This window comes from Flavobacterium restrictum, from assembly GCF_007097245.1.
Classification (GTDB): Bacteria; Bacteroidota; Bacteroidia; order Flavobacteriales; family Flavobacteriaceae; genus Flavobacterium; species Flavobacterium restrictum.
Genome location: NZ_VJZT01000001.1, coordinates 246,575 through 266,811, shown reverse-complemented (window position 1 = coordinate 266,811; position 20,237 = coordinate 246,575). Strand labels below are relative to the sequence as shown.

The window sequence follows — 20,237 nt, the reverse complement described above, 5'->3', positions numbered from 1 at the left end:
TTTCAAATGGTTTTTGAGGGGTAAAATAAAATGTTTTACTACCTACGAATTACTAAATTGTAAATTGCTTAAGTTTTTATACAGTCCGTTTTCCAGCCCAATTAGCTCCTGATGTGTGCCTTGCTCGGTAATTTTACCGTTATCAAGTACCAAAATTTGATCGGCACTTCGTATGGTCGAAAGACGGTGGGCAATTATGATACTCGTTCTTCCTTGCATCAAAATTTCTAATGCTTCTTGCACTAATTTTTCGCTTTCACTATCCAATGATGAAGTCGCTTCGTCGAGTATCAAAATACTTGGATTCTTGAGCAATGCTCTAGCAATAGCTATGCGTTGTCGCTGACCACCTGATAATTTTATACCTCTTTCGCCCACGATAGTTTCCATTTTTTCGGGAAAGCTTTCTATAAAATTTAAAGCATTTGCTTGTTTGGCAGCCAAAAGAATTTCGTCATTGGTTGCATTAGGTTTTCCGTAAGCGATATTTTCTTTGATAGTGCCTCCAAAAAGAATCACATCTTGAGGAACGATGCTCATATTGCCACGAAGATTTTCTAAATCGTATTCATAAATATTTTTTCCATCGACTAAAATGGAACCACTCTCGATATCATAAAAGCGAAGTAGGAGTGAGGCAATAGTCGATTTTCCAGTACCGCTTGGACCAACAATGGCAATTTTTTGACCAAATTCAGCCTTAAAACTAACGTCTTTCAAAACTTGAATTTCCTTTCTTGACGGATAACTAAACGCTACGTTTTGAAAAGTTACTTCCCCTTTTATTTTGTGATTGGAAGCTGGGTTTTGTACGGAATTTATTTTTTCGGGGGTTTCTTCTAATAGTTCAAATACACGTTCAGTAGCTCCAATTGCTTTTTGCATTTGGGCGTACAACTCGGCAATTCCCCCAGACGAAGCTCCTACATAGCTTGAATAGAGTATAAAAGTGAACAATTGCCCCACGGTAATTTCGCCCGCAATACTCAACTGCACGCCATACCAAACCACAGCCACAATGGTTCCGAACAAGCAAACAATGATAAACGAGGCAAAATAGCCACGAAATTGTCCGCCTTTGATGGCAATTTTTACGACTTCTTTTATTTTGTCTTTATAACGTTCTATTTCGTACCATTCATTGGCAAACGCTTTTACAATACTTATTCCTTGCATTGTTTCTTCAACAACCACTTGGCTTTCGGCAACTTGATCTTGTACTTTTTTGGAATATTTCCGAATAAAACGACCAAAAATAACGGCAGCAACTCCCACCAAAGGCACCACCGAAACCATCATAATTGTAAGTTTGATATTGATGCTCGCCAGCATGGCAAAACTCCCAATGATTAAAATAAACTGACGCAAAAATTCGGCAATTGTTGTTGTTAAAGTATCTTGAATTTGTCCAATATCGTTGCTAATACGGCTATTTAATTCTCCAACCCGTTTTTGAGAAAAAAACGACATGGGTAATTTTACTAAATTGGTATACAATGCCATACGAACATTGGCGAGCGTATTTTCGGTAAAATTTACAAATAAGGACAACCTAAAAAAGGAGAATACGGATTGCAAAATTAAAACCAATCCTAGGCCAAGCGCAATTTGATTGGCTAGGGCACTGTCTTTTTTATTCACACAATCTACAAGCATTCCCATAAATTTAGGAAACGCCAAAGCAGTAACGCTAGTGAGCAGTAAAAACACTAAACCAACGTAAAATTTCCAGCGGTTGTTTCCAGCATATTTAAAAATTATTTTTGCTTTATTGAGAGAACTTGCTGTAATTTTTGATTTTGGTAAATCGTTTTCTTTGAACCGTGCCATTATAATTATTTTATGTTCCAAATGTACTACTATAGCAATTGATAACAAAAAAATAACGCCAATTGATTCTTGATTTAAACGACTGAAAAAGAATTGATAAGCAAAAAGATGGACTTTTTTTATTTATTTTTTCCAAATTTCCTTGTAAATACAATTTCTAAATGTATATTTGCACTCACAATTAGGGCGATTAGCTCAGCTGGTTCAGAGCACCTCGTTTACACCGAGGGGGTCGGGGGTTCGAACCCCTCATCGCCCACAAAATCCGATAGCAATATCGGATTTTTTTGTTTAATTACTTTAAATTTATTCGTCTCTTATTTTATTTCCTACTCATTTTCATTACATTGCAGTACTTTTTTAAACAAATGGTATGAATAAAATAGCTGCAATTGTATCCTTTTTTGTTGTTTTTTGTCTTTTGGGCTGTGCCAATCTCAAAAACAATCCTCTCCAACAATCGCTTACTTCAAACGATAGTCTTATTAAAAGGGTTTTGGATCATCCAAAAGAATATGAATTGCAAATTATTTATACTCAAATCATCCGAGATAAGAATAATGCCGTCACTTTTAAGGATTACAAATATCATGTGGCTTCAAAAAACTATTTTTATCCTGCAAGTGTAGTGAAATTTCCCATAGCAGTCTTGGCTTTAGAAAAGTTAAATACAATACCCAATACCTCAATAAATACCGAATTTTCTATTGATGGTAACCTAAAGAAATACCGATTTTCCGATGAAATATCAAAAATATTTGCTGTAAGTGATAATGAAGCTAGTAATAATTTGTTTGAATTTATTGGATTTGATTATTTGAATACGAGTATGCATAGTAAAGGTTTGCTGGATTTTAGAGTGACACATCGATTATCAGCGGTTCATTCTGGAAGTCGAGTTATGAAAGCAGTTACTTTGTATAAAGATGATTTTTCGGTAACGACTATTCCAGCAACAATTTGTGATACTTTTGCTCCATTGCAACTTAAAAAAGTAAAAAAAGGGATAGGATATTTAGAGAATGACAAAATAATTGCAAAGCCTTATGATTTTTCTGATAAGAATTATTATTCATTGGAAACAATGCACAATACGTTAAAAAGAATTGTTTTTCCTCAAGTTTTCAAAGAAAATGAACGCTTTCATTTAACTGATAAAGAGCGAGAATTTATACTTTACTCCATGCAGAATTTACCAAGAAATGCAGGATACGATCCAGCCGAATATTATGATGGTTATTGTAAGTTTTTTATGTTTGGAGATACCAAAGCGTCCATACCAAAAACTATTAAAATATACAACAAAGTAGGAGAGGCCTATGGAACGCTAATTGATTGTGCCTATATTGTTGATGTTGAAAACAAAGTTGAATTCCTGGTTTCGGCGACAATTCTTGTCAATAAAGACGGAATTTTTAATGACAATGCATATGAATACGATGCTATTGGATTTCCGTTTCTTGCCGCATTGGGACGATCTCTTTATAAAAACAATAAAAAATAATTCACTAATTCAAGGTTAAAGCACCCAGAATTTCTTCGGATAAAAAGGGAACTTAAGGAATAATCCAAGTTAACGTTTTTTACCAAAAAAGTACATCTTGTTTCTTATCCTGTAGAGAATTAAAGACTAATAAAAAGACTTTACTATAAAAAATGGGATACCCAAAAGTATCCCATTCCTTGTGTTACTTAAAAAAAATTAAAGTAAGCTTTTTTGAATATAGTTAAAACTCGTTGCTACAGACTCAATAGGATTTGGTTTGTAATTTGATTCGTGCTCCAAGAAAAATCGTTTCATTCCCGAAAGTTCGGCTTTGGCAAAAATAGCTCTAAAATCAATTGCACCCGTTCCTATTTCGGCATTGAAATCGTGGTTTTGTTTGTCCATATCTTTTACATGCCACATTTTGACACGTCTAGGATATTTTTGGAACAAGTCAATAGGATTGTATCCCGCACGAACAACCCAATACAAATCCATTTCAAAATCGACTAATTTTTTATCCGTTTCGTTTAGCAAAATTTCATATCCAGTTGTGTTTCCAAATTTAATGAATTCAAAATCATGATTGTGATACGCTAATTTTAATCCTGATGCTGCACAAAGTGCAGCTGCTTCGTTTATTTTTGAGGCAAGTTTTTTGTAATCATCGGCAGTTGTACCACGCAATTCAGGCAAAATCCACGGCACAGTAATATATTCGCTACCCAAATGGTTTGCCGTTTCTATGTAGGTTTTTACAATATCCGTATTACCATCTTTAATAACCGAATTAAAATCAAAATGATTACTTGTCGCTTTCAATCCATTATCATCGAGCATTAACTTAAAATCAGGCACCGAAGTTCCAAAAAAACCTTTGGAAACCGAATAGCCAAAAGTTTCTACTTCGCTAAAACCTATTTTTCCAACCTGTGTCAAAACGCCTTTGACATCGCCAGGCAAAGTGTCTCGCAGAGACCATAATTGAATTCCTATTGGTTTCTTTTTTGCTTCAAAAGCAAATGAAGGTGCTATTGCTAATGCTCCTAAAGCCAAGCCGCTGTTGATTAGAAAATCTCTTCTTTTTATCATAACTTTATTTTTTTTTAAAATTTTAAATATCACAAATAGTAATGGCTTGCTGCAATGAAGCGAGTTTGTTCGGATTCTTGGCTATGAATTCCTGCCCTACAAATCCCGTAAAACCAGTGGCAGCAATGGCTTTCATTATGGCAGGATAATAGAGTTCTTGTGTGGCATCAATTTCATTTCGCCCAGGAACTCCAGCGGTATGAAAATGGGTAATATAGGCGTTATTTTCTCTAATATTTCGAATAATATCGCCTTCGTCAATTTGCATGTGATAAATATCAAAAAGCAATTTAAAATGTTCCGAATTCAATCGTTTTGCCAGCGTTACGCCCCAACTTGTGCGGTCACATTGGTAATCTTTATGATCAATTTTGCTATTTAATAATTCCATCACGAGGGTAACATTGTATTTTTCGGCTAGTGGAAGTAGTTTTTGTAAACCAATAATGCAATTATTCCAACCTTCTTCATCGGTTTTTCCTCTTCGGCTGCCGCTAAAACAAATTAGATTTTTATACCCTGCTTTTGCTACAAGCGGAATCATTTCGGTGTAATTTTTTAGCAATACATCATGAAATTGAAGGTCATTAAAACCATCAACTAAATTAATTTCGGCACCATTGCACATTGTAGACACCAAACCGTGTTTTTGCAAAATGAGCCAATCTTTAGGACCAACCAAATCAATTCCTGTAATTCCAATTTTTTTGGCTTCAATACAAAGCGTTTCTATATCTAAATCATTAAAACACCATCGTGCCACCGAATGATTTATGTTTCCTTTCAACATACCTACTGTTTTTTTTGCATCCGTATTTGGACTGGCCAAAGCCGAAAATTCAGCTGGAATTCCTAAAACTGCCGCTCCAGCTAGCATTCCTTTTATAGCGGTTCTTCGGTCAAAATTTGTACTCATTTTTTTGTTTTTAAACGCTAGCAATTGCGTCTTGCGTTTTGTTTTTATCCGTAAATAATACTGCAAAAATCAAGAATACAACAAATGCAATTCCCGCTGGTATGATCCAAACCATCTGCCAGTTTGTGGTGCCTTCTATTGTTTTATAATTATCCGTAATCCAACCTGCAACTGCAAAACCTATTAACATTCCTACACCATAAGTGGCGAGTGTTATCAGGCCTTGAGCGGCACTTTTGTATTTTTCACCAGCTTTGGAATTGGTATAAATTTGACCTGAAACAAAGAAAAAATCATAACATATTCCGTGCAAAGCAATTCCTATGATCAGCATAAAACTCAAATCACCTCCATTGCCGTATGCAAATAAAACATAGCGAATTGCCCATGCCAACATCCCCACCAAAATCGTTTTTTTGAATCCAAAACGACTAAAAAACACAGGAATCAGTAATAAAAACAAGGCTTCGGATATTTGACCAATTGCCATTTTTCCAGTAGGATTTTCAACTCCTGCCACCGTCAAAAAAGGATGTGCATTTTGATAATAAAATGCCAATGGAATACAAATCAAAATGGAAGAGATAAAGAATATTGCAAAATTTTTGTCCTTCAATAGTTTCAAAGCATCTAACCCAATTATGTCACCAATTTTAATTTTTTCGTTACTCACTTTTGGTGGCGTTTTTGGCAGTGTAAAACTAAAAACACCCAAAATAAAAGCAGCGATTCCAGCCAAAAGAAACGTATTTTTAAGCAATCCTCCTGAAATTGCTTCGGCAGCATCCCAATGAAATATAAAACTAATTGATAATCCCGCAACAATCCAGCCTATTGTACCCCAAACTCTGATGTTTGCAAACTCTTTTTCTGGATCGTTCATTTGATTAAATGCCACCGAATTTACTAACGCCAATGTAGGCATGTACAAAACCATATAGCTCAAAACGTAGGTGTAAAACAATCCAACATCCTGTGATTGATACATTTGATACATCAAAAAAGCACCAATAATGTGCAAAATCCCCAAAATTTTCTCGGCGTTAAAATAGCGATCGGCAATCAAACCAATTATAAAAGGAGCAATAATCGCTCCCCATGATTGAGTCGAAAATACGGCTGCAGTTTCGGCACCAGTAGCTTTTAGATTACTTCCTAAAAAAGTTCCCAACGTAACAAACCATGCCCCCCAAATAAAAAATTCGAGAAACATCATTACAGATAATTTAAAGCGGATTGTTGTATTCATTTAGTTATATATTGGTTTTTGGTTATTATTTTAGTTTTTTTTTAGGCTTTCTACTGCTGTTACATGCCGTTTTCGCAACCAGTAGTTACTTTTAGTGTATTCCATTCTTTAATGTAAATGTTGCGATACCACACATTTTCGCCATGATCTTGCAAAGCAATTTTTCCCGTTTTGAACGTTCCAAAATCAGCCCAAGCAGCAAATTTACTTCCTGCAACCAATGTTTTAAAATTAGCATCCCAAAGCATGGTTTCCACAACAATTACGCCGTTCAAAACCAAAGAAAGCTTTCCGTTTTTACAAACCACTTCTGCCGTATTCCATTCTCCTACAGGCTTTACGGGTTCACTACTGCTTTTTATTAAATCATACAAATCGCCCGATCGGTGCTTTGGAATTTTCCCATCGGGATGCCCGTCATTGTCCAAAACTTGCATTTCTAGACCTGTTTCATACGTATTTTTATATTTTTTTGGGTCTTCATTTACATAAAAAATAATACCGCTATTGGCTTTTGGCGCCACTTTCCACTCCAGTTTCAAGTGAAAATTAGTATAGTCTACATTGGTCACAAGATCACCTCCTTGCCCATCTTTGGCGGCAGCAGGATCAAAATGCAAAACCCCATCTTCCACTTTCCAAGCGGTACCCACCGTTGTTTTTCCATAAGTATGCCATCCCGTTGTGGTTTGCCCGTCAAAAATGGCCTTAAAGCCTTTTGGAACTTGCGCATTTACAGTTTGAAATAAGGCAAAAGCAAGTACTGCAGTAAAAATATTTTTTTTCATTTCTTTATAATTTAATTTTTTAAACACAATTTTATAAGTGTAACAATTCCTTTGCTTTGGGCGTGCCACCATTAGGAAAAGGGGCTATTCAATATAGGTGCTAGAAGCCCCTTTTCCTAATGCTGTCGGGCTGTACGCACTACTTCGGTAGTTTGCTTCCATCCCTCACGCAACTCCATAACAAAAACAATTCGTTGTAATTCAGTTTTATTATACTTAAATCCGTACCTATTTGAGGATACACAATTTAGCCTATGATTTTTGATTTATAACGCAATATTTTTCCAACCTTCGCGATAATTTCGTTTTACAAATTGGTTGACTTCATCAAAATTGGTGATTCTCATGGCATCGTTATCCCACAACAATTTTGCAGAGCGTCCAGGAAATACCTCTTCGCCAAGCACTTCTTTTTGAATATCGTATCCTCTAATGGCTAAATTGGCCATCAATAAGGCTTCAGTCAAAGGGCCAGCAATTTCGAATGGAGAACTCACTTCCTGTTTACCATACCCTGCAATTGCAGCTTCAATCCATTGCTTGTAATGCCCATCAGATCCGCCAGTTACACGAGCATACTTTTGTGCCACCTGAAGATTTTCGTTTCTAGAAAGCGGCAATAATCTTGGATTTAAGCCATAGGTATCGCACATCATTTTGCCTTTTGTACCTGTAAATAAAGTGCCATTTCCTCCATCGCCAAAAATCTCATTAGCACCTAATTCTGCAGGGCGTTCAGGCTGAATACCGCCATCCATCCAATGCAAGGTCACGTCACCATTTGTTTTTTCAGTTTTCGGAAAAGTTAAGGTAACGTGGCTAGAAGGAGGACAGCTTTCAGGGAAATACCCCCTTTGAAATTCGTCAACATATACGGAACCTACGCTGCATTGCACATCCTTGGCGTATTTTAAATTCAAAATCGAGAACGGCGCCTCTATCAAATGGCAGCCCATATCGCCCAAAGCTCCCGTTCCATAATCCCACCAACCACGCCAATTAAAAGGTACTAATTTATTGACATAGTTTTTATTGGGTGCCGTTCCCAGCCATAGATCCCAATCCAATTCTTTTGGAATTTCAGTTTTGGCGGTAGACCAAGGAATTCCTTGTGGCCATACTGGGCGATCTGTCCAAGCGTGAATCGTGTGTATGTCGCCTATCAAACCCGCTTCATACCATTCTTTCATGATTCGGGTGCCATCATTGGAGGCGCCCTGATTGCCCATTTGGGTTACCACTTTGTATTTCTTGGCGGCTTGAGTCAGGATTCGAGCTTCGTAAATATCATGCGCCATTGGTTTTTGCACATAAACATGTTTGCCTAATTGCATGGCTGCAAAAGCCTGTATGGCATGATTGTGATCGGGAGTTGATACCGAAACTGCATCAAAATTTTTATGTTCTTTATCTAGCATTTCTCGCCAATCTTTGTAAAATTTGGCTTTAGGAAAAGCGGCAACACTATCCGCTGCTCTGCGGGTATCTACATCACATAAAAAAGCGATATTTGCTTTCCCACTTTTATCAAAATAGGCAACATCGGATTTTCCTTTTCCGCCCACACCAATACTGGCAATCAATAACTTATCGCTTGGTGCGACATAACCGCGTCCCAATACATGACGGGGAACAATCATAAAAGCGGCTGTAGCAAGTGCACCCGTTTTTAAAAAATCCCGCCGATTTGTAGGTACGTTTTTTTGTTTTTCTTCTTTCATTGCTGCAAATGGAATTTAAGGTGTAGAATAAATTAGTTGTTTTTATTTTGAAAAATGCCTTCCAAAAGCGTTTATTTTTTCAACGAAAGAATGTATTTTGCAATCGTTTTGGCTTCTTCTTTTTTCAAACTAGTATGAGCAGCCATAGGAATCGCACCCCAAACACCGGAACCACCTTTGATAATTTTGGTAGCTAAATAATTGATGTTTTTATCATTAGATTCATACTTTTTGGCAATTTCAACATAAGCTGGTCCAACAAGTTTTTTGTCTACTTTATGACAACCTACGCAATCCATTTTTGCAATTAATTTTTCTCCATCAATTGCTTGTACAACAATAGCTGTTGCCGTATTGTACTTTTTGTCTACATTGTTTTTAGAAAAAGAAGTTAAAGTAATTATAACGACGCTTAATGCTAAATATTTAATTTTCATAATTTTATGTTTTTAAAGTCCTAAATTTTTTCTGTTTAACTCGGTATTGGTTGCTACAGCAGCAAAATCATCAAAGGCTTTATCGGTCACTTTTATGATGTGATTTTTGATGAATTCAGCTCCTTCACGAGCACCATCTTCTTGATTCTTTATGCAACATTCCCATTCCATCACAGCCCATCCTTTGTAATCATATTGTGCCAATTTGCTAAAAATTGTTTTAAAATCAATTTGTCCGTCACCAGGTGAGCGATACCTACCTGCACGATTTGCCCAATTTTGATACCCGCCAAAAGTACCTTGTTTTCCAGTTGGATTAAACTCGGCATCTTTGACATGAAATGCTTTTATTCGTTCGTGATAAAAATCAATATATTGAATGTAATCCAATTGCTGTAAAACAAAATGGGAGGGATCGTATAACAAACACGCTCTAGAATGATTGTTTACCGCTTTTAGAAACATTTCATAGGTTTCACCATCAAATAAATCTTCTCCGGGATGAATTTCATAGCACACATCGACACCATTATGGTCAAATTCGTTTAAAATAGGCAACCATCTTTTGGCTAGTTCAGCAAAACCCTCTTCAATTAAACCGGGAGGCCGTTGTGGCCAAGGATGAAAATATTGCCATAACAATGATCCACTAAAGGTAGCATGTGCTGTTAAACCTAGATTTTGCGATGCTTTGGCAGCATATTTTAACTGTTGCACTGCCCATTCCTGTCTGGCTTTTGGATTGCCACGAAGTGCAGCAGGAGCAAAGCCGTCAAAAAAATCATCATAAGCAGGATGAACCGCTACCAATTGTCCTTGTAAATGAGTCGATAATTCGGTTATTTCAAGTCCGTAAGAGGCCATTTTTCCCGATAATTCGTCAGCATACGTTTTGCTTTCGGCGGCTTTTTGTAGATCGATAAATCGAGTGTCCAAAGTTGGCATTTGTATTCCTTTAAAACCTAAATCAGCTGCCCATTGGCAAATGCCATCCAAGGAATTAAATGGGGCTTGATCCCCTATAAATTGTGCTAAAAAGACCGCTGGCCCTTGAATTGTTGTCATATTGAGTGGTGTCTAATATCCTAATTTATGATAAAACGTAAGGAGTCCATTTTTGATCCGAAAGCGATGAGGCTACCACATTATCAATAAATGCCATCCCGCGAATTCCATCAGCTACTGAAGGGAAATCTAACATTTCGGGAGTGGGTTCTTTTCCGTCTAATTTGCAACCCAAAGTTAGAGCAAAATTGCGATAAATATTGGCAAATGCTTCAAGATATCCTTCGGGATGCCCGCCAGGAGTTCTACAATTATGGGTGGCAAATGTGGATAAATGACTGTAATTTGAACCTGCTCGCAAGGTTTGCATAGGCTCATCAAGCCATTTTACGAGTAACGTATTTGGGTCGTGTTGCAACCATTCGATACCGCCTTTTTCGCCATATACGCGAATTCGCAAAGCATTTTCTTCGCCAGCTGCCACTTGTGACGCCATTAAAACGCCTTTGGCTCCGTTATCAAATTTTAATAAAACAGCACCATCATCATCCATAATCCGACCTTCAACTAATGTGTTTAATTCAGCACAAATTGCGGTTATTTCAGCTCCGGTAATGTATTCTGCCAAATGAGCCGCATGCGTTCCTATATCTCCCATAACCGAACTTTTACCTGATTTTTTGGGATCAGTTCGCCATGCAGCTTGTGCATTTCCTTCTCTTTCAGATAATTTACTCAACCAACCTTGCGGGTATTCGACCCAAACTTTTCTTATTTTACCAAGTTTTCCTTCTCGCACCATTGCTTTGGCTTGCTTGACCATTGGATAACCGGAATAGGTGTGGGTCAAACAAAGAATTAAACCTGTTTCCGCTACTTTTTGCGCCAGTAATTTCGCTTCTTCGGATGAAAAAGTGATTGGTTTTTCGATTACAACATTGAACCCATATTCCAAAGCCATCATTGCTGGAGCAAAATGTGCAAAATTTGGCGTTACAATGGTTACAAAATCCATACGCTCATCGGCAGGCAAAGCAGCTTCGGCTTGAATCATTTCTTGGTACGTCAAGTAGGTTCTTGATTCAGGAAGAAACAAGGCTTTTCCTGATGCAAGGGCTATTTCTGGATTAATGCTCAATGCACCACAACTCAATTCGATAAGTCCATCCATATTTGCCGCAAGGCGATGAATAGCTCCTATAAAAGCGTCTTGACCACCGCCAACCATTCCCATTCTTAATTTTCTATTCATGTTTTTTGAACCTAAATGTTTCCTTTTTTTAATTCTTTTACCGCATAATCACAAGCACGAGCGGTTAATGCCATAAATGTTAACGATGGATTTTGACACGCAATAGATGGCATGCAAGAACCATCAGTAACAAATACATTATTTACTTCGTGCATTTGATTCCATTTATTTAACACCGAAGTTTTAGGATCGTTGCCCATTCGAGCCGTACCCATTTCGTGAATTGCCATACCAGGATAACAGTCGTTGTCGTATGCTTTTACATTTTTCATTCCTGCAGCTTCTAGCATTTCGGCGGCATCATTCATCATGTCTTCGCGCATTTTGGCTTCGTTTTCTTTGTATTCGCAGTCAATTGCCAAAACAGGTTGTCCCCATTTGTCTTTTTTGGTATGGTCGATATAAACCTTATTTTCGTAATAAGGAAGCATTTCACCAAAACCGCCTAATCCCATACTCCAAGAATCGGCAGGAAGTGACATGGTTTCTTTGAAGTTTTGACCAAAAGCCAACTCCGCTACTTCTTTGTGCCACGAACCTCTGCTCGCACCACCTTGATAACCAAAACCACGTAAATAATCGCGTTTATCATTCCCAATGTTTTGGTATCTTGGAATGTAGATTCCATTGGCGCGTCTTCCATAAGTGTATTTATCTTCAAATCCTTCGGCACTTCCTTCGGCACCACAACGGAAATGGTGATCCATTAAATTATGACCTAGTTGACCGCTTCCGTTTCCTAGTCCTGTGGGATGCGCCTCGGAAGTAGAGTTCAATAAAACAAAAGTTGACCCCAAAGTAGAGCCGTTCACAAAAACGATTTTGGCATAAAATTCCATTGTTTCGTTAGTTTCGGCATCAATGACCATAACTCCTTTTGCTTTTTTGGTGTCCTTATCATAAATAATATGATTTACAATTGAATACGGTCGAACGGTAAGTCGCTTTGTAGCCATTGCCGCTGGAAGAGTAGACGATTGCGTACTGAAATATGCTCCAAAAGGACAACCTCTGCTGCATAAATTTCGATACTGGCAATTGCCACGACCATTGTGCGGTACCGTTAGGTTTGCCGTACGACCAATGGTAAGAATACGGGATTTATTATACTGCTTTTCTATGCGTTCTTTTACAGATTTCTCGACACAATTCAAATCCATTGGAGGCAGAAAATGCCCGTCTGGCAATAGCGGCCAGTTCTCATTTTGCCCACTTACGCCTATAAATTTTTCGGCATAATCGTACCAAGGCGAAATGTCTTTGTAACGAATAGGCCAATCGTTTCCATGTCCGTCTTTGGCATTATCCTCAAAATTATGGTCACTAAAACGGTAACTTTGGCGACCCCACATCAGTGATTTTCCTCCAACATGAAAGCCCCTGTACCAGTCAAAACGCTTGTCTTCGGTGTAGGGACATTCTAAATCATTTACCCACCATTTTTCGGTTGCTTCATTATAAGGATAATCTCGAGTTTGAACTGGATGGGTGCGTTTTTGCTCTTCGGTAAGTTTTCCTGCGTGCTCAAATTCCCAAGGACTTTTCATCGCCGAATCGTAATCTTTGATGTGTTCAATGTTCATTCCACGTTCAAGCATCAAGACTTTAAGTCCTTTTTCGGTAAGTTCCTTTGCGGCCCAACCACCGCTAATACCTGAACCAACTACAATTGCATCGTAGGTATTTTGTTTTTTTAAATCCGTATTTATATTCACGTGTCGTATTTTTTTTAAATTCAAAAATTATTGAAAACTTGTATACAAAATAATATTAGTTGGTTGCCCATGCTTTTTGCCCTGGCGAATAGGGAGCGCTACCATCATAACGTCCTGGAACAGGCAGGTATTCTCGAGCTGCGGTACAACCAATTTCTGAAGAGAAATAGCCTAAAATAGTTAAATCTCTGGCTATTATAAAAAACGAAGGGGTTTTGTTTGCCGCTAAAGCTTCGTCTTTAAGTTCGGTTACAATTTGTACCCGTTCTGCTGTAGTAAGCGATATAAAACTCTTGTTGAATTCTTTGGTGCATCTTTCATTCATCGCTTGGAGTCCATTGGCGAAAATTTCTTGCATTTTAGCAGGATAACAATCCCTTACCATCATGGGAATAAAAGCACCCAATCCAGCAGCTTTTGCCCCAGCAGATGATGTAGTAGTTGGAATTATAATTTCGGCAAACTCAGCTAAAGTTTCTTCATCTGAAGCCGAAAAAGTGATAAAGTTTTTTTCCTTTTCAGGTACTGTAAAACTTTCAAACAAAACCCCCATAGTGGTTGCAGAAATGGCACCTCCCATCAAAAAGGCAACATTTTTTAGTGCTTGTCGTCTATTCATTTGCTAAATTATTAATTGTATGAATTAATTATTGAATAATATGTAATTAGTATATCATTACAATAATAAATAAATTTCAGCAATAATCATTTAATAGTTGTTAAATTATTATTACAATTGAATAATTTGCACCTTTTTAAGGAATTAGTTTGAATAATGGAGGGTATTTTTTAAGGTTTTTGAAAAAAAACTACCAAAAACGCATCTTTTTGCAAAAGGAAGTAATCAAAAATTAGCTTTTTGTTGTTGTTTTTAAATGTTTTTTCATGTTAAAAAACAGATACGCAATCGATTTTTGGTTTTCAATGCGTTAAAATGACGTAATAAGAAAAAAAACATTCATTTTTGTCCAGCTGAATGCGCTCAAAATGAAAGGTTTTAATTTCGAAAACTACTATGAAAATCGATTTATGAACCACAAACAAGGGTTTACTGTTCAAATAAACCAAGCGTTCCTCCAACCCAATCTTTGTCTTTGTTGAATTTAACGCCAATCATTTCGCCACGACTCAACCGGACTAAATTGCAAAGTAAGGTGGGAGCAACAGCCTCTTTTTTCCAAACACAAAGCATTCTAACTTCGGCTTTTACTTTGCCATCAGGAGATTGTACAATGGGAATATAATTTACTTTTTTTTGCAAAATATATAATTCTTTATCAACTACCGCTTCAATATCCTCTTTTTTAACATGAAAAATAACGCCTGAACCAGAGAATGAAAATAAGGGTTTCAAAACGTAATTTTCTAAATCTTCAGGAATTACTTTTAAGTCGCTCAAAAGTGTAGTTTCGATAAAATATTTTCCTTTGAGAAGAGGCAAAATAAATTTACTAATTCGAAAAAACCAATTGGGATGTCCCGCCCATTCCAAATCTAATTCATCTGAAAAACTAAAATTTAATTTTAAATCCGTGCGTAGATTGAGTTCGTCAAAAATTACACGATTGTAAATGCGTTTTACCAGAATTTCTATTCCAAACTCATTCTTGTAAAAGAGCTGGTTTCCTTTTTTAATGATTTCGGTCACGCAAATAACGGGAATACCAAGGTCTTTGTGGCAATACAAAAAATCAATTTTGGTATTTTGCTTTTCGGGTTCTATTTCGAGCAAAATGACGTTTTCCTTTGGGTGATTGTTACAAATAACAGATTCTAAAATAGCGTTGTATTCTTGCGCATCAATTCCATTTATAAAAGGGGTTACTGTTTCTAAAAACTGGTATTGTTTTTTGAATTTTTCAAACAAATTGACTTGATAATTGTATAAAGTAGGAAAGCCCTGAACTTCGATTAATTTTGGAATCACATGACCATCTTCTTCACAAATTCCAAAATCAATTGCCAAAAAAGTAGTATGTTCATCTTCATTAGGTACTTTAGTGTTGAGTTCTAATGATTTGTTTGTTAATTCTTTAAAGTTATCTTGTTGAATTAAAGCTATCACTTCGTTACAACCTTCTATTAATTGTTCTTTTAACTCTCTAGAAATAAAAAAAGGAGTTTCACCTATTCTAAAAGTAGGCATATAATCAAAATCGGAAGCAATATCATTTTTGAAATCTTGATATTTTTGGTCGGTAAATTGGGCATTAAAAAGCTCCCGATATTTTGGAATCATACGATTGGGATTGTATTAATTGGACAGGATTTTTTTGGTTTTCATCAAGTCATTTATGGCAATACGAAGAAAATTGGGAATTAGCGTTTCGTTCGTTCGGTATATTTTATCATCGTCAACTAGATCTTCGAGCATGTTTCTAAACTTACGTTTTCCTTTCATGTTTCTAATTTTTTCTTTCGATTCTTTGTTTCGCAAATGCATAATAAAACTAATGGGATCTGCTTCGGGATGAAATTGTGTTCCTACAAAATAATTGGTAAAACGCACCGCCATAATAGCACGTTCGTATTGCACGTGATCTCTAATTTTTTCCAATGACAGTATTTTGGCTCCTTTTTTGGCAAAAACACTTAATTTGGGTTGTACCACTTGATAATCTCTAGAATCGATGGCATAAAATGGATCTGCAAGCCCTTCAAAAAGCGGATCTAAAAGTCCTTCTTTCGTTTTATGAATGGTCATTACTCCAAATGAGGTGTCGTTTCTTTTGGTTATTTCGGCTAGACCAAAATGTTTACACGCCATTTGAAACGAATGACAAATAAACAAAACGTGTTTTTTGATTTGGTTTTCGGTGTTCCATTTGTTTAGCGAATCGATGAAGTCATAATATTTCATATCCCAATCGCCGTCGCCAAGAAGCGGATTTCCTGGACCGCCTGATGAAATATAAATATCAAATTTATCTATTTTAGGCAATTCACATTTCCCTCTAACGTCAAAAATTTCAAAACTAACAACGGGCGTAAATCTATTGATAATAGCTATAATACAGCGCATCCCTTGATTGGGTTCGCCATTATACATGTCTAATAAGGCTATTTTTATACTTTTTGAACTCATTTTTTAGGCTTTAAAAACAGTTGCAAAGTTACTTGATATTTTTATAAACCCTTGGTAAATTCGCTGGTTATAAAATCAACAACTTTAGAGAGATCATTGGTTTCCTGAAAAACAGTAAGCTGCTTATCTGCGCCTGTTCCGTTTTTTAGGATTTCATGTACATAATTAATGTCCTCACGACTTCCTAATTCGTCTACTACATCGTCTATAAAATCTAATAATTCAAGGATAAGCAACTTGGTTTCTACTTCTTTTTGTAAGCCAAAATCAATCATATTGTTATCGATTCCGTAACGGGCAGCTCGAAATTTATTCTCCTTGATTAATGCCAGTCGGTAGATGTTAAAACTGGTATTGTTCATGTTTAGTTTGTACAATTTTGCCACAATAGCTTGAATGATAGCCACTATACAAATGGTTTCGTCAACGGTTAAACACATGTCACAAATCCTAAACTCGATGGTGTTATAAAACGGATGCAACCGCAAATCCCACCATATTTTTTTGGGATTATCGATACAATTGGTCTTCACCAATGTTTCTAAATAATTTTCATAGGAACTAACCGAATCAAAATACTCGGGTAAACCTGTTCTCGGAAATTTGTCAAAAACCTTGGTTCTAAAAGATTTATAACCTGTTTTACGCCCTTCCCAAAAAGGGGAATTGGTCGAAAGTGCAAAAATATGAGGCAAGAAATAAGTCGCTTGATTCATTAATTGCAATCCTATCTCTCTGTTTTCGATACCCACGTGGCAGTGCATTCCAAAAATCAAATTGGAGCGTGCCGCATCTTGCAACTCATTAACAATATCGTGGTAACGTGGATCATCAGTAATGGGTTGATCTTGCCATTTTGAAAACGGATGTGTTCCGGCACCGCCTACAATTAAATCTTGCTTTTGGGCTAATTCAACGATTTTTGACCGCAAGAATTTTATTTCGCATTTGGCTTCGGCTACACTTTTGCAAATATTAGTTCCTACTTCAACCACTGATTGGTGCATTTCGGCTTTTACTTGTTCGTTCAAAATTATTTTGGCACCATCAACAATTTTAGACAAATGCGAGCGTAAATCTCTGGTAACAGGATCTATAATTTGATATTCTTCTTCTACACCTAGTGTAAAAACAGGTAATTTTTTCATTTTTTTTGAAATTTTAATAGCACTATTTAACCGCAATAGCCTCTTTCATAAAAGTACCCCAAGTTAAATTTATTTTCCCTGGTTTTTGTTTTTTTGCGGCAGCGATGGCCATTTTTGCAGCTTCTTCTACAACCCAGTCAAAATTTTCTTGTCCAACCGAATTAATATCGGCATCTGGAGCTGGATTTCCAAAATCAATAGCGTACGGAATACCGTCACGAACGGCAAATTCTACGGTATTGAAATCATATCCTAATCCTTTACACAATCTTAAAGTATAGTCTTTTATAGTTGCTATTAATTTTTTATCGACTGGAGGGCCGTCCAAGACGTAACGCAAATGATGCGGATTTCTAGGTTCGTATTGCATGATTCGCACCGCTTTGCAACCTAAACAATAGACTCTGAAATACTCGGTAAAAACAATTTCTTCCTGTAACATCATCACTAATTGTCCTGTTTCTTGGTGTTTTTCCCAGAATTCTTCTTTGTTTTCTAATCGGTACACGTTTTTCCAACCGCCGCCAGCATAGGGTTTCATGTAAGCAGGAAAACCAATATAATCAAAAATTCCTTCCCAATCCATTGGGTATTTTAGGTTTCTAAAGGATTTTCCAGTGGTATCCGTAGGATGTTCAGCCGAGGGAAGAATCACCGTGTTGGGCAAAGGTACCCCCAGCGTATCCGCCAAAGCATTATTGAAAAACTTGTCATCGGCACTCCACCAAAAGGGGTTGTTAATTACGTTCGTTCCCGTTAAAGCAGCGTTTTTGAGATAGGCGCGATAAAACGGAACGTCTTGCGAAATCCGGTCAATAATTACAGCATATTCGCCATCTTTATTTTGAACTACTTTGTCTATCGAAACGGCTTCGGCAATGATGTCTTTTTCGTTTTTTGAATTTACTTTATCAATAAATGCTTGTGGAAAGGTGTCTTCCATTCCAAATAAAATTCCAATTTTTTTCATTTTTATACGGTTAAAAAACGCTGTTATTAATCAAAAAAAATAACAAAGTCAATGGTTAGAAAAATTTAATTCGTGATATGTAATGTGGAAACATTTCCTTCCAAACAGGCCAATCGTGTTCGCGGTCTGGGCGTACATCCAGCCAATGGTGAACGTTTCTATCGCTCAATACTTTACTCAATCGCAAATTAGCATCATAACAAATATCCCAGTTCGAGGTGCCCAGAACAACATCCATATTCCACAATTCATGATTGTCGAGTCCGTACAAGAAATCTTCGGGACTGTTATAAAACACATCGTCATTATGAAAACCATCCATAAAATTTTTGATACTAAAAGCACCGCCCATCGAGAACAGGTGACTTACATAACCCGGATGTCTGAACGCAAAATTAGCGGCATGATACCCGCCAAAACTACAACCCGCCAACGCAACTTTGCCGGATGGTGTGTTGTGTCGCACTTTTTCGACTAGTTCGTGGCAAATCATTTTGTCATACCAAGTGTGATTTTCGATGCGGTGAATGGGATGAATTTGCTTGTTATAAAAACTATCTTTGTCGATGCTTGCGGGGCAAAAAATTTGCACTAATCCTTGCTCAATAAACCACCTTGCCGATTCGATTAAGCCCATATCCTTGTTTTCGTGAAAACTTCCCATCGAGGTTGGGAATAAAATTATTGGATAACCCGAATGACCAAAAACTAGCATCTCGATATCTCTGCTTAAATTAGGAGAGTACCATTTGAAATATTCTTCTTTCATAGGATGGTTTTAAAATTGATAAATTTTAGGCAGTTACCATTTAACAATTATACTAAAAAATAGTATGCTAATTACATCCATTGCTACTGATTTTATCATTTATTTTAAAAATAAATTGACATTTACCAAATCCTAAAGAAATTGTAATTATAAGGTAAATAGCCATTCGTTTTTTGAATTATAAGCAATGAAAATGGCATTTTAACAATTTTAATTTTGGCTCTCCTGCACATCAAATAATTGCACTTGACTTTTTAGGCGCTCCATGAGCATTCCCATCATTCGTTTGTTAAGGCTCGACGAATTTTTTATGTACAGTTGGTATTCTGCTAGTGTAAACAATCCTATAATCATTCCTTTCAGGGCATTTCTAAACTTAATATCCTTTTGGATTGCGTTTTCTATAATCGTTAATTTTTTGGCAACAGGATGGAGGTAAAAATCAACTTTGTTTTTGCTCACATAATTACTAAATGCGGCAACAAACAAATCATTTTGAAGTTTTAAAATAGGGCGGAGGACTTCGTTTTGAAAGGATTCCTCTGGGGAGGATTGGGAGGTTACTGTGCCAATGGGTTGTCCGCGAAATTCATTTAAGAAAGCATCTCTCTGTATCATTTTTTTTTCTAAATTTAAAAAAAAAGGAATTAATAATGTTTTTTTAAACCAAATAATTTAAAAAAACTTCCTCCAACAAAAAAATACAAAAAAAGAGGCTTACAATTAAGATAAGTAATAAGAATAATGTAATGTCGCTTTTTAAAATCTGACAAA

18 protein-coding genes and 1 tRNA gene are annotated in these 20,237 nt (G+C 36.6%); 2 read left to right on the top strand and 17 right to left on the bottom strand.

What is annotated here, in order from left to right; translation table 11 throughout:
* Nucleotides 1–42 precede the first annotated feature (42 nt).
* Nucleotides 43–1,830 carry an ABC transporter ATP-binding protein gene (locus FNW21_RS01135; RefSeq protein ID WP_144254891.1) on the bottom strand — a complete coding sequence of 596 codons (1,788 nt, stop codon included), beginning with the start codon at nt 1,828–1,830 and terminating at the stop codon, nt 43–45.
* A gap of 184 nt (nt 1,831–2,014) precedes the next feature.
* On the opposite strand from FNW21_RS01135, the gene FNW21_RS01130 reads away from it, so the two are divergent.
* Both FNW21_RS01130 and FNW21_RS01125 read left to right on the top strand, forming a co-directional pair.
* Nucleotides 2,015–2,089, top strand: a tRNA-Val gene (locus tag FNW21_RS01130).
* Nucleotides 2,090–2,203: 114 nt separating this feature from the next.
* On the top strand, nt 2,204–3,334 hold the full coding sequence (locus FNW21_RS01125) for a serine hydrolase (RefSeq protein WP_144254890.1): 1,131 nt from the start codon (nt 2,204–2,206) through the stop codon (nt 3,332–3,334).
* Nucleotides 3,335–3,532: 198 nt separating this feature from the next.
* On the opposite strand, the gene FNW21_RS01120 is transcribed toward FNW21_RS01125, so the two are convergent.
* The 16 genes from FNW21_RS01120 to FNW21_RS01045 form a co-directional block, all read right to left on the bottom strand.
* Nucleotides 3,533–4,408, bottom strand: coding sequence for a sugar phosphate isomerase/epimerase family protein (locus tag FNW21_RS01120; RefSeq protein WP_144254889.1), 876 nt, complete (start codon nt 4,406–4,408; stop codon nt 3,533–3,535).
* Nucleotides 4,409–4,430: 22 nt separating this feature from the next.
* On the bottom strand, nt 4,431–5,324 hold the full coding sequence (locus FNW21_RS01115) for a hydroxypyruvate isomerase family protein (RefSeq protein ID WP_144254888.1): 894 nt from the start codon (nt 5,322–5,324) through the stop codon (nt 4,431–4,433).
* Nucleotides 5,325–5,334: 10 nt separating this feature from the next.
* Nucleotides 5,335–6,573, bottom strand: coding sequence for a nucleoside permease (locus FNW21_RS01110; protein WP_144254887.1), 1,239 nt, complete (start codon nt 6,571–6,573; stop codon nt 5,335–5,337).
* Nucleotides 6,574–6,632: 59 nt separating this feature from the next.
* A complete protein-coding gene (locus FNW21_RS01105) occupies nt 6,633–7,361 on the bottom strand; it encodes a 3-keto-disaccharide hydrolase (protein WP_144254886.1) in 729 nt (242 codons plus the stop codon).
* A gap of 266 nt (nt 7,362–7,627) precedes the next feature.
* Nucleotides 7,628–9,082: a Gfo/Idh/MocA family protein gene (locus FNW21_RS01100; RefSeq protein ID WP_144254885.1), complete on the bottom strand. Its 1,455-nt coding sequence runs from the start codon at nt 9,080–9,082 to the stop codon at nt 7,628–7,630.
* A 71-nt stretch (nt 9,083–9,153) separates the two neighbouring features.
* Nucleotides 9,154–9,519, bottom strand: a complete 366-nt coding sequence (locus FNW21_RS01095; RefSeq protein ID WP_144254884.1) for a c-type cytochrome — start codon at nt 9,517–9,519, stop codon at nt 9,154–9,156.
* A 12-nt stretch (nt 9,520–9,531) separates the two neighbouring features.
* Entirely contained in the window at nt 9,532–10,584 is a 1,053-nt protein-coding gene (locus FNW21_RS01090) for a sugar phosphate isomerase/epimerase family protein (protein ID WP_144254883.1), read from the bottom strand.
* Nucleotides 10,585–10,609: 25 nt separating this feature from the next.
* On the bottom strand, nt 10,610–11,776 hold the full coding sequence (locus tag FNW21_RS01085) for a Gfo/Idh/MocA family protein (protein WP_144254882.1): 1,167 nt from the start codon (nt 11,774–11,776) through the stop codon (nt 10,610–10,612).
* Between the two features lie 11 nt (nt 11,777–11,787).
* Nucleotides 11,788–13,491: a GMC oxidoreductase gene (locus FNW21_RS01080; RefSeq protein WP_144254881.1), complete on the bottom strand. Its 1,704-nt coding sequence runs from the start codon at nt 13,489–13,491 to the stop codon at nt 11,788–11,790.
* 55 nt (nt 13,492–13,546) lie between these two features.
* Nucleotides 13,547–14,110 carry a gluconate 2-dehydrogenase subunit 3 family protein gene (locus FNW21_RS01075; protein ID WP_144254880.1) on the bottom strand — a complete coding sequence of 188 codons (564 nt, stop codon included), beginning with the start codon at nt 14,108–14,110 and terminating at the stop codon, nt 13,547–13,549.
* Nucleotides 14,111–14,539: 429 nt separating this feature from the next.
* Nucleotides 14,540–15,730, bottom strand: coding sequence for a hypothetical protein (locus FNW21_RS01070; protein WP_144254879.1), 1,191 nt, complete (start codon nt 15,728–15,730; stop codon nt 14,540–14,542).
* A 15-nt stretch (nt 15,731–15,745) separates the two neighbouring features.
* Complete coding sequence (locus FNW21_RS01065) at nt 15,746–16,576, bottom strand: type 1 glutamine amidotransferase (RefSeq protein WP_144254878.1); 831 nt, start codon at nt 16,574–16,576, stop codon at nt 15,746–15,748.
* Nucleotides 16,577–16,617: 41 nt separating this feature from the next.
* A complete protein-coding gene (locus tag FNW21_RS01060; protein ID WP_144254877.1) occupies nt 16,618–17,724 on the bottom strand; it encodes a carboxylate-amine ligase in 1,107 nt (368 codons plus the stop codon).
* Nucleotides 17,725–17,746: 22 nt separating this feature from the next.
* Complete coding sequence (locus tag FNW21_RS01055; protein WP_144254876.1) at nt 17,747–18,694, bottom strand: ATP-grasp domain-containing protein; 948 nt, start codon at nt 18,692–18,694, stop codon at nt 17,747–17,749.
* A 55-nt stretch (nt 18,695–18,749) separates the two neighbouring features.
* Nucleotides 18,750–19,463 carry an alpha/beta fold hydrolase gene (locus FNW21_RS01050; RefSeq protein WP_144254875.1) on the bottom strand — a complete coding sequence of 238 codons (714 nt, stop codon included), beginning with the start codon at nt 19,461–19,463 and terminating at the stop codon, nt 18,750–18,752.
* 210 nt (nt 19,464–19,673) lie between these two features.
* On the bottom strand, nt 19,674–20,081 hold the full coding sequence (locus tag FNW21_RS01045) for a glyoxalase (RefSeq protein WP_144254874.1): 408 nt from the start codon (nt 20,079–20,081) through the stop codon (nt 19,674–19,676).
* Between the last annotated feature and the right edge of the window lie 156 nt (nt 20,082–20,237).

Coding starts and splice junctions, on each gene's coding strand:
- FNW21_RS01070 (WP_144254879.1), bottom strand. CDS start 15,730: ATGATTCCAAAATATCGGGAGCTTTTTAATGCCCAATTTACCGACCAA.
- FNW21_RS01100 (WP_144254885.1), bottom strand. CDS start 9,082: ATGAAAGAAGAAAAACAAAAAAACGTACCTACAAATCGGCGGGATTTT.
- FNW21_RS01085 (WP_144254882.1), bottom strand. CDS start 11,776: ATGAATAGAAAATTAAGAATGGGAATGGTTGGCGGTGGTCAAGACGCT.
- FNW21_RS01060 (WP_144254877.1), bottom strand. CDS start 17,724: ATGAAAAAATTACCTGTTTTTACACTAGGTGTAGAAGAAGAATATCAA.
- FNW21_RS01065 (WP_144254878.1), bottom strand. CDS start 16,576: ATGAGTTCAAAAAGTATAAAAATAGCCTTATTAGACATGTATAATGGC.
- FNW21_RS01135 (WP_144254891.1), bottom strand. CDS start 1,830: ATGGCACGGTTCAAAGAAAACGATTTACCAAAATCAAAAATTACAGCA.
- FNW21_RS01075 (WP_144254880.1), bottom strand. CDS start 14,110: ATGAATAGACGACAAGCACTAAAAAATGTTGCCTTTTTGATGGGAGGT.
- FNW21_RS01125 (WP_144254890.1), top strand. CDS start 2,204: ATGAATAAAATAGCTGCAATTGTATCCTTTTTTGTTGTTTTTTGTCTT.
- FNW21_RS01050 (WP_144254875.1), bottom strand. CDS start 19,463: ATGAAAGAAGAATATTTCAAATGGTACTCTCCTAATTTAAGCAGAGAT.
- FNW21_RS01055 (WP_144254876.1), bottom strand. CDS start 18,694: ATGAAAAAAATTGGAATTTTATTTGGAATGGAAGACACCTTTCCACAA.
- FNW21_RS01115 (WP_144254888.1), bottom strand. CDS start 5,324: ATGAGTACAAATTTTGACCGAAGAACCGCTATAAAAGGAATGCTAGCT.
- FNW21_RS01095 (WP_144254884.1), bottom strand. CDS start 9,519: ATGAAAATTAAATATTTAGCATTAAGCGTCGTTATAATTACTTTAACT.
- FNW21_RS01090 (WP_144254883.1), bottom strand. CDS start 10,584: ATGACAACAATTCAAGGGCCAGCGGTCTTTTTAGCACAATTTATAGGG.
- FNW21_RS01105 (WP_144254886.1), bottom strand. CDS start 7,361: ATGAAAAAAAATATTTTTACTGCAGTACTTGCTTTTGCCTTATTTCAA.
- FNW21_RS01110 (WP_144254887.1), bottom strand. CDS start 6,573: ATGAATACAACAATCCGCTTTAAATTATCTGTAATGATGTTTCTCGAA.
- FNW21_RS01045 (WP_144254874.1), bottom strand. CDS start 20,081: ATGATACAGAGAGATGCTTTCTTAAATGAATTTCGCGGACAACCCATT.
- FNW21_RS01120 (WP_144254889.1), bottom strand. CDS start 4,408: ATGATAAAAAGAAGAGATTTTCTAATCAACAGCGGCTTGGCTTTAGGA.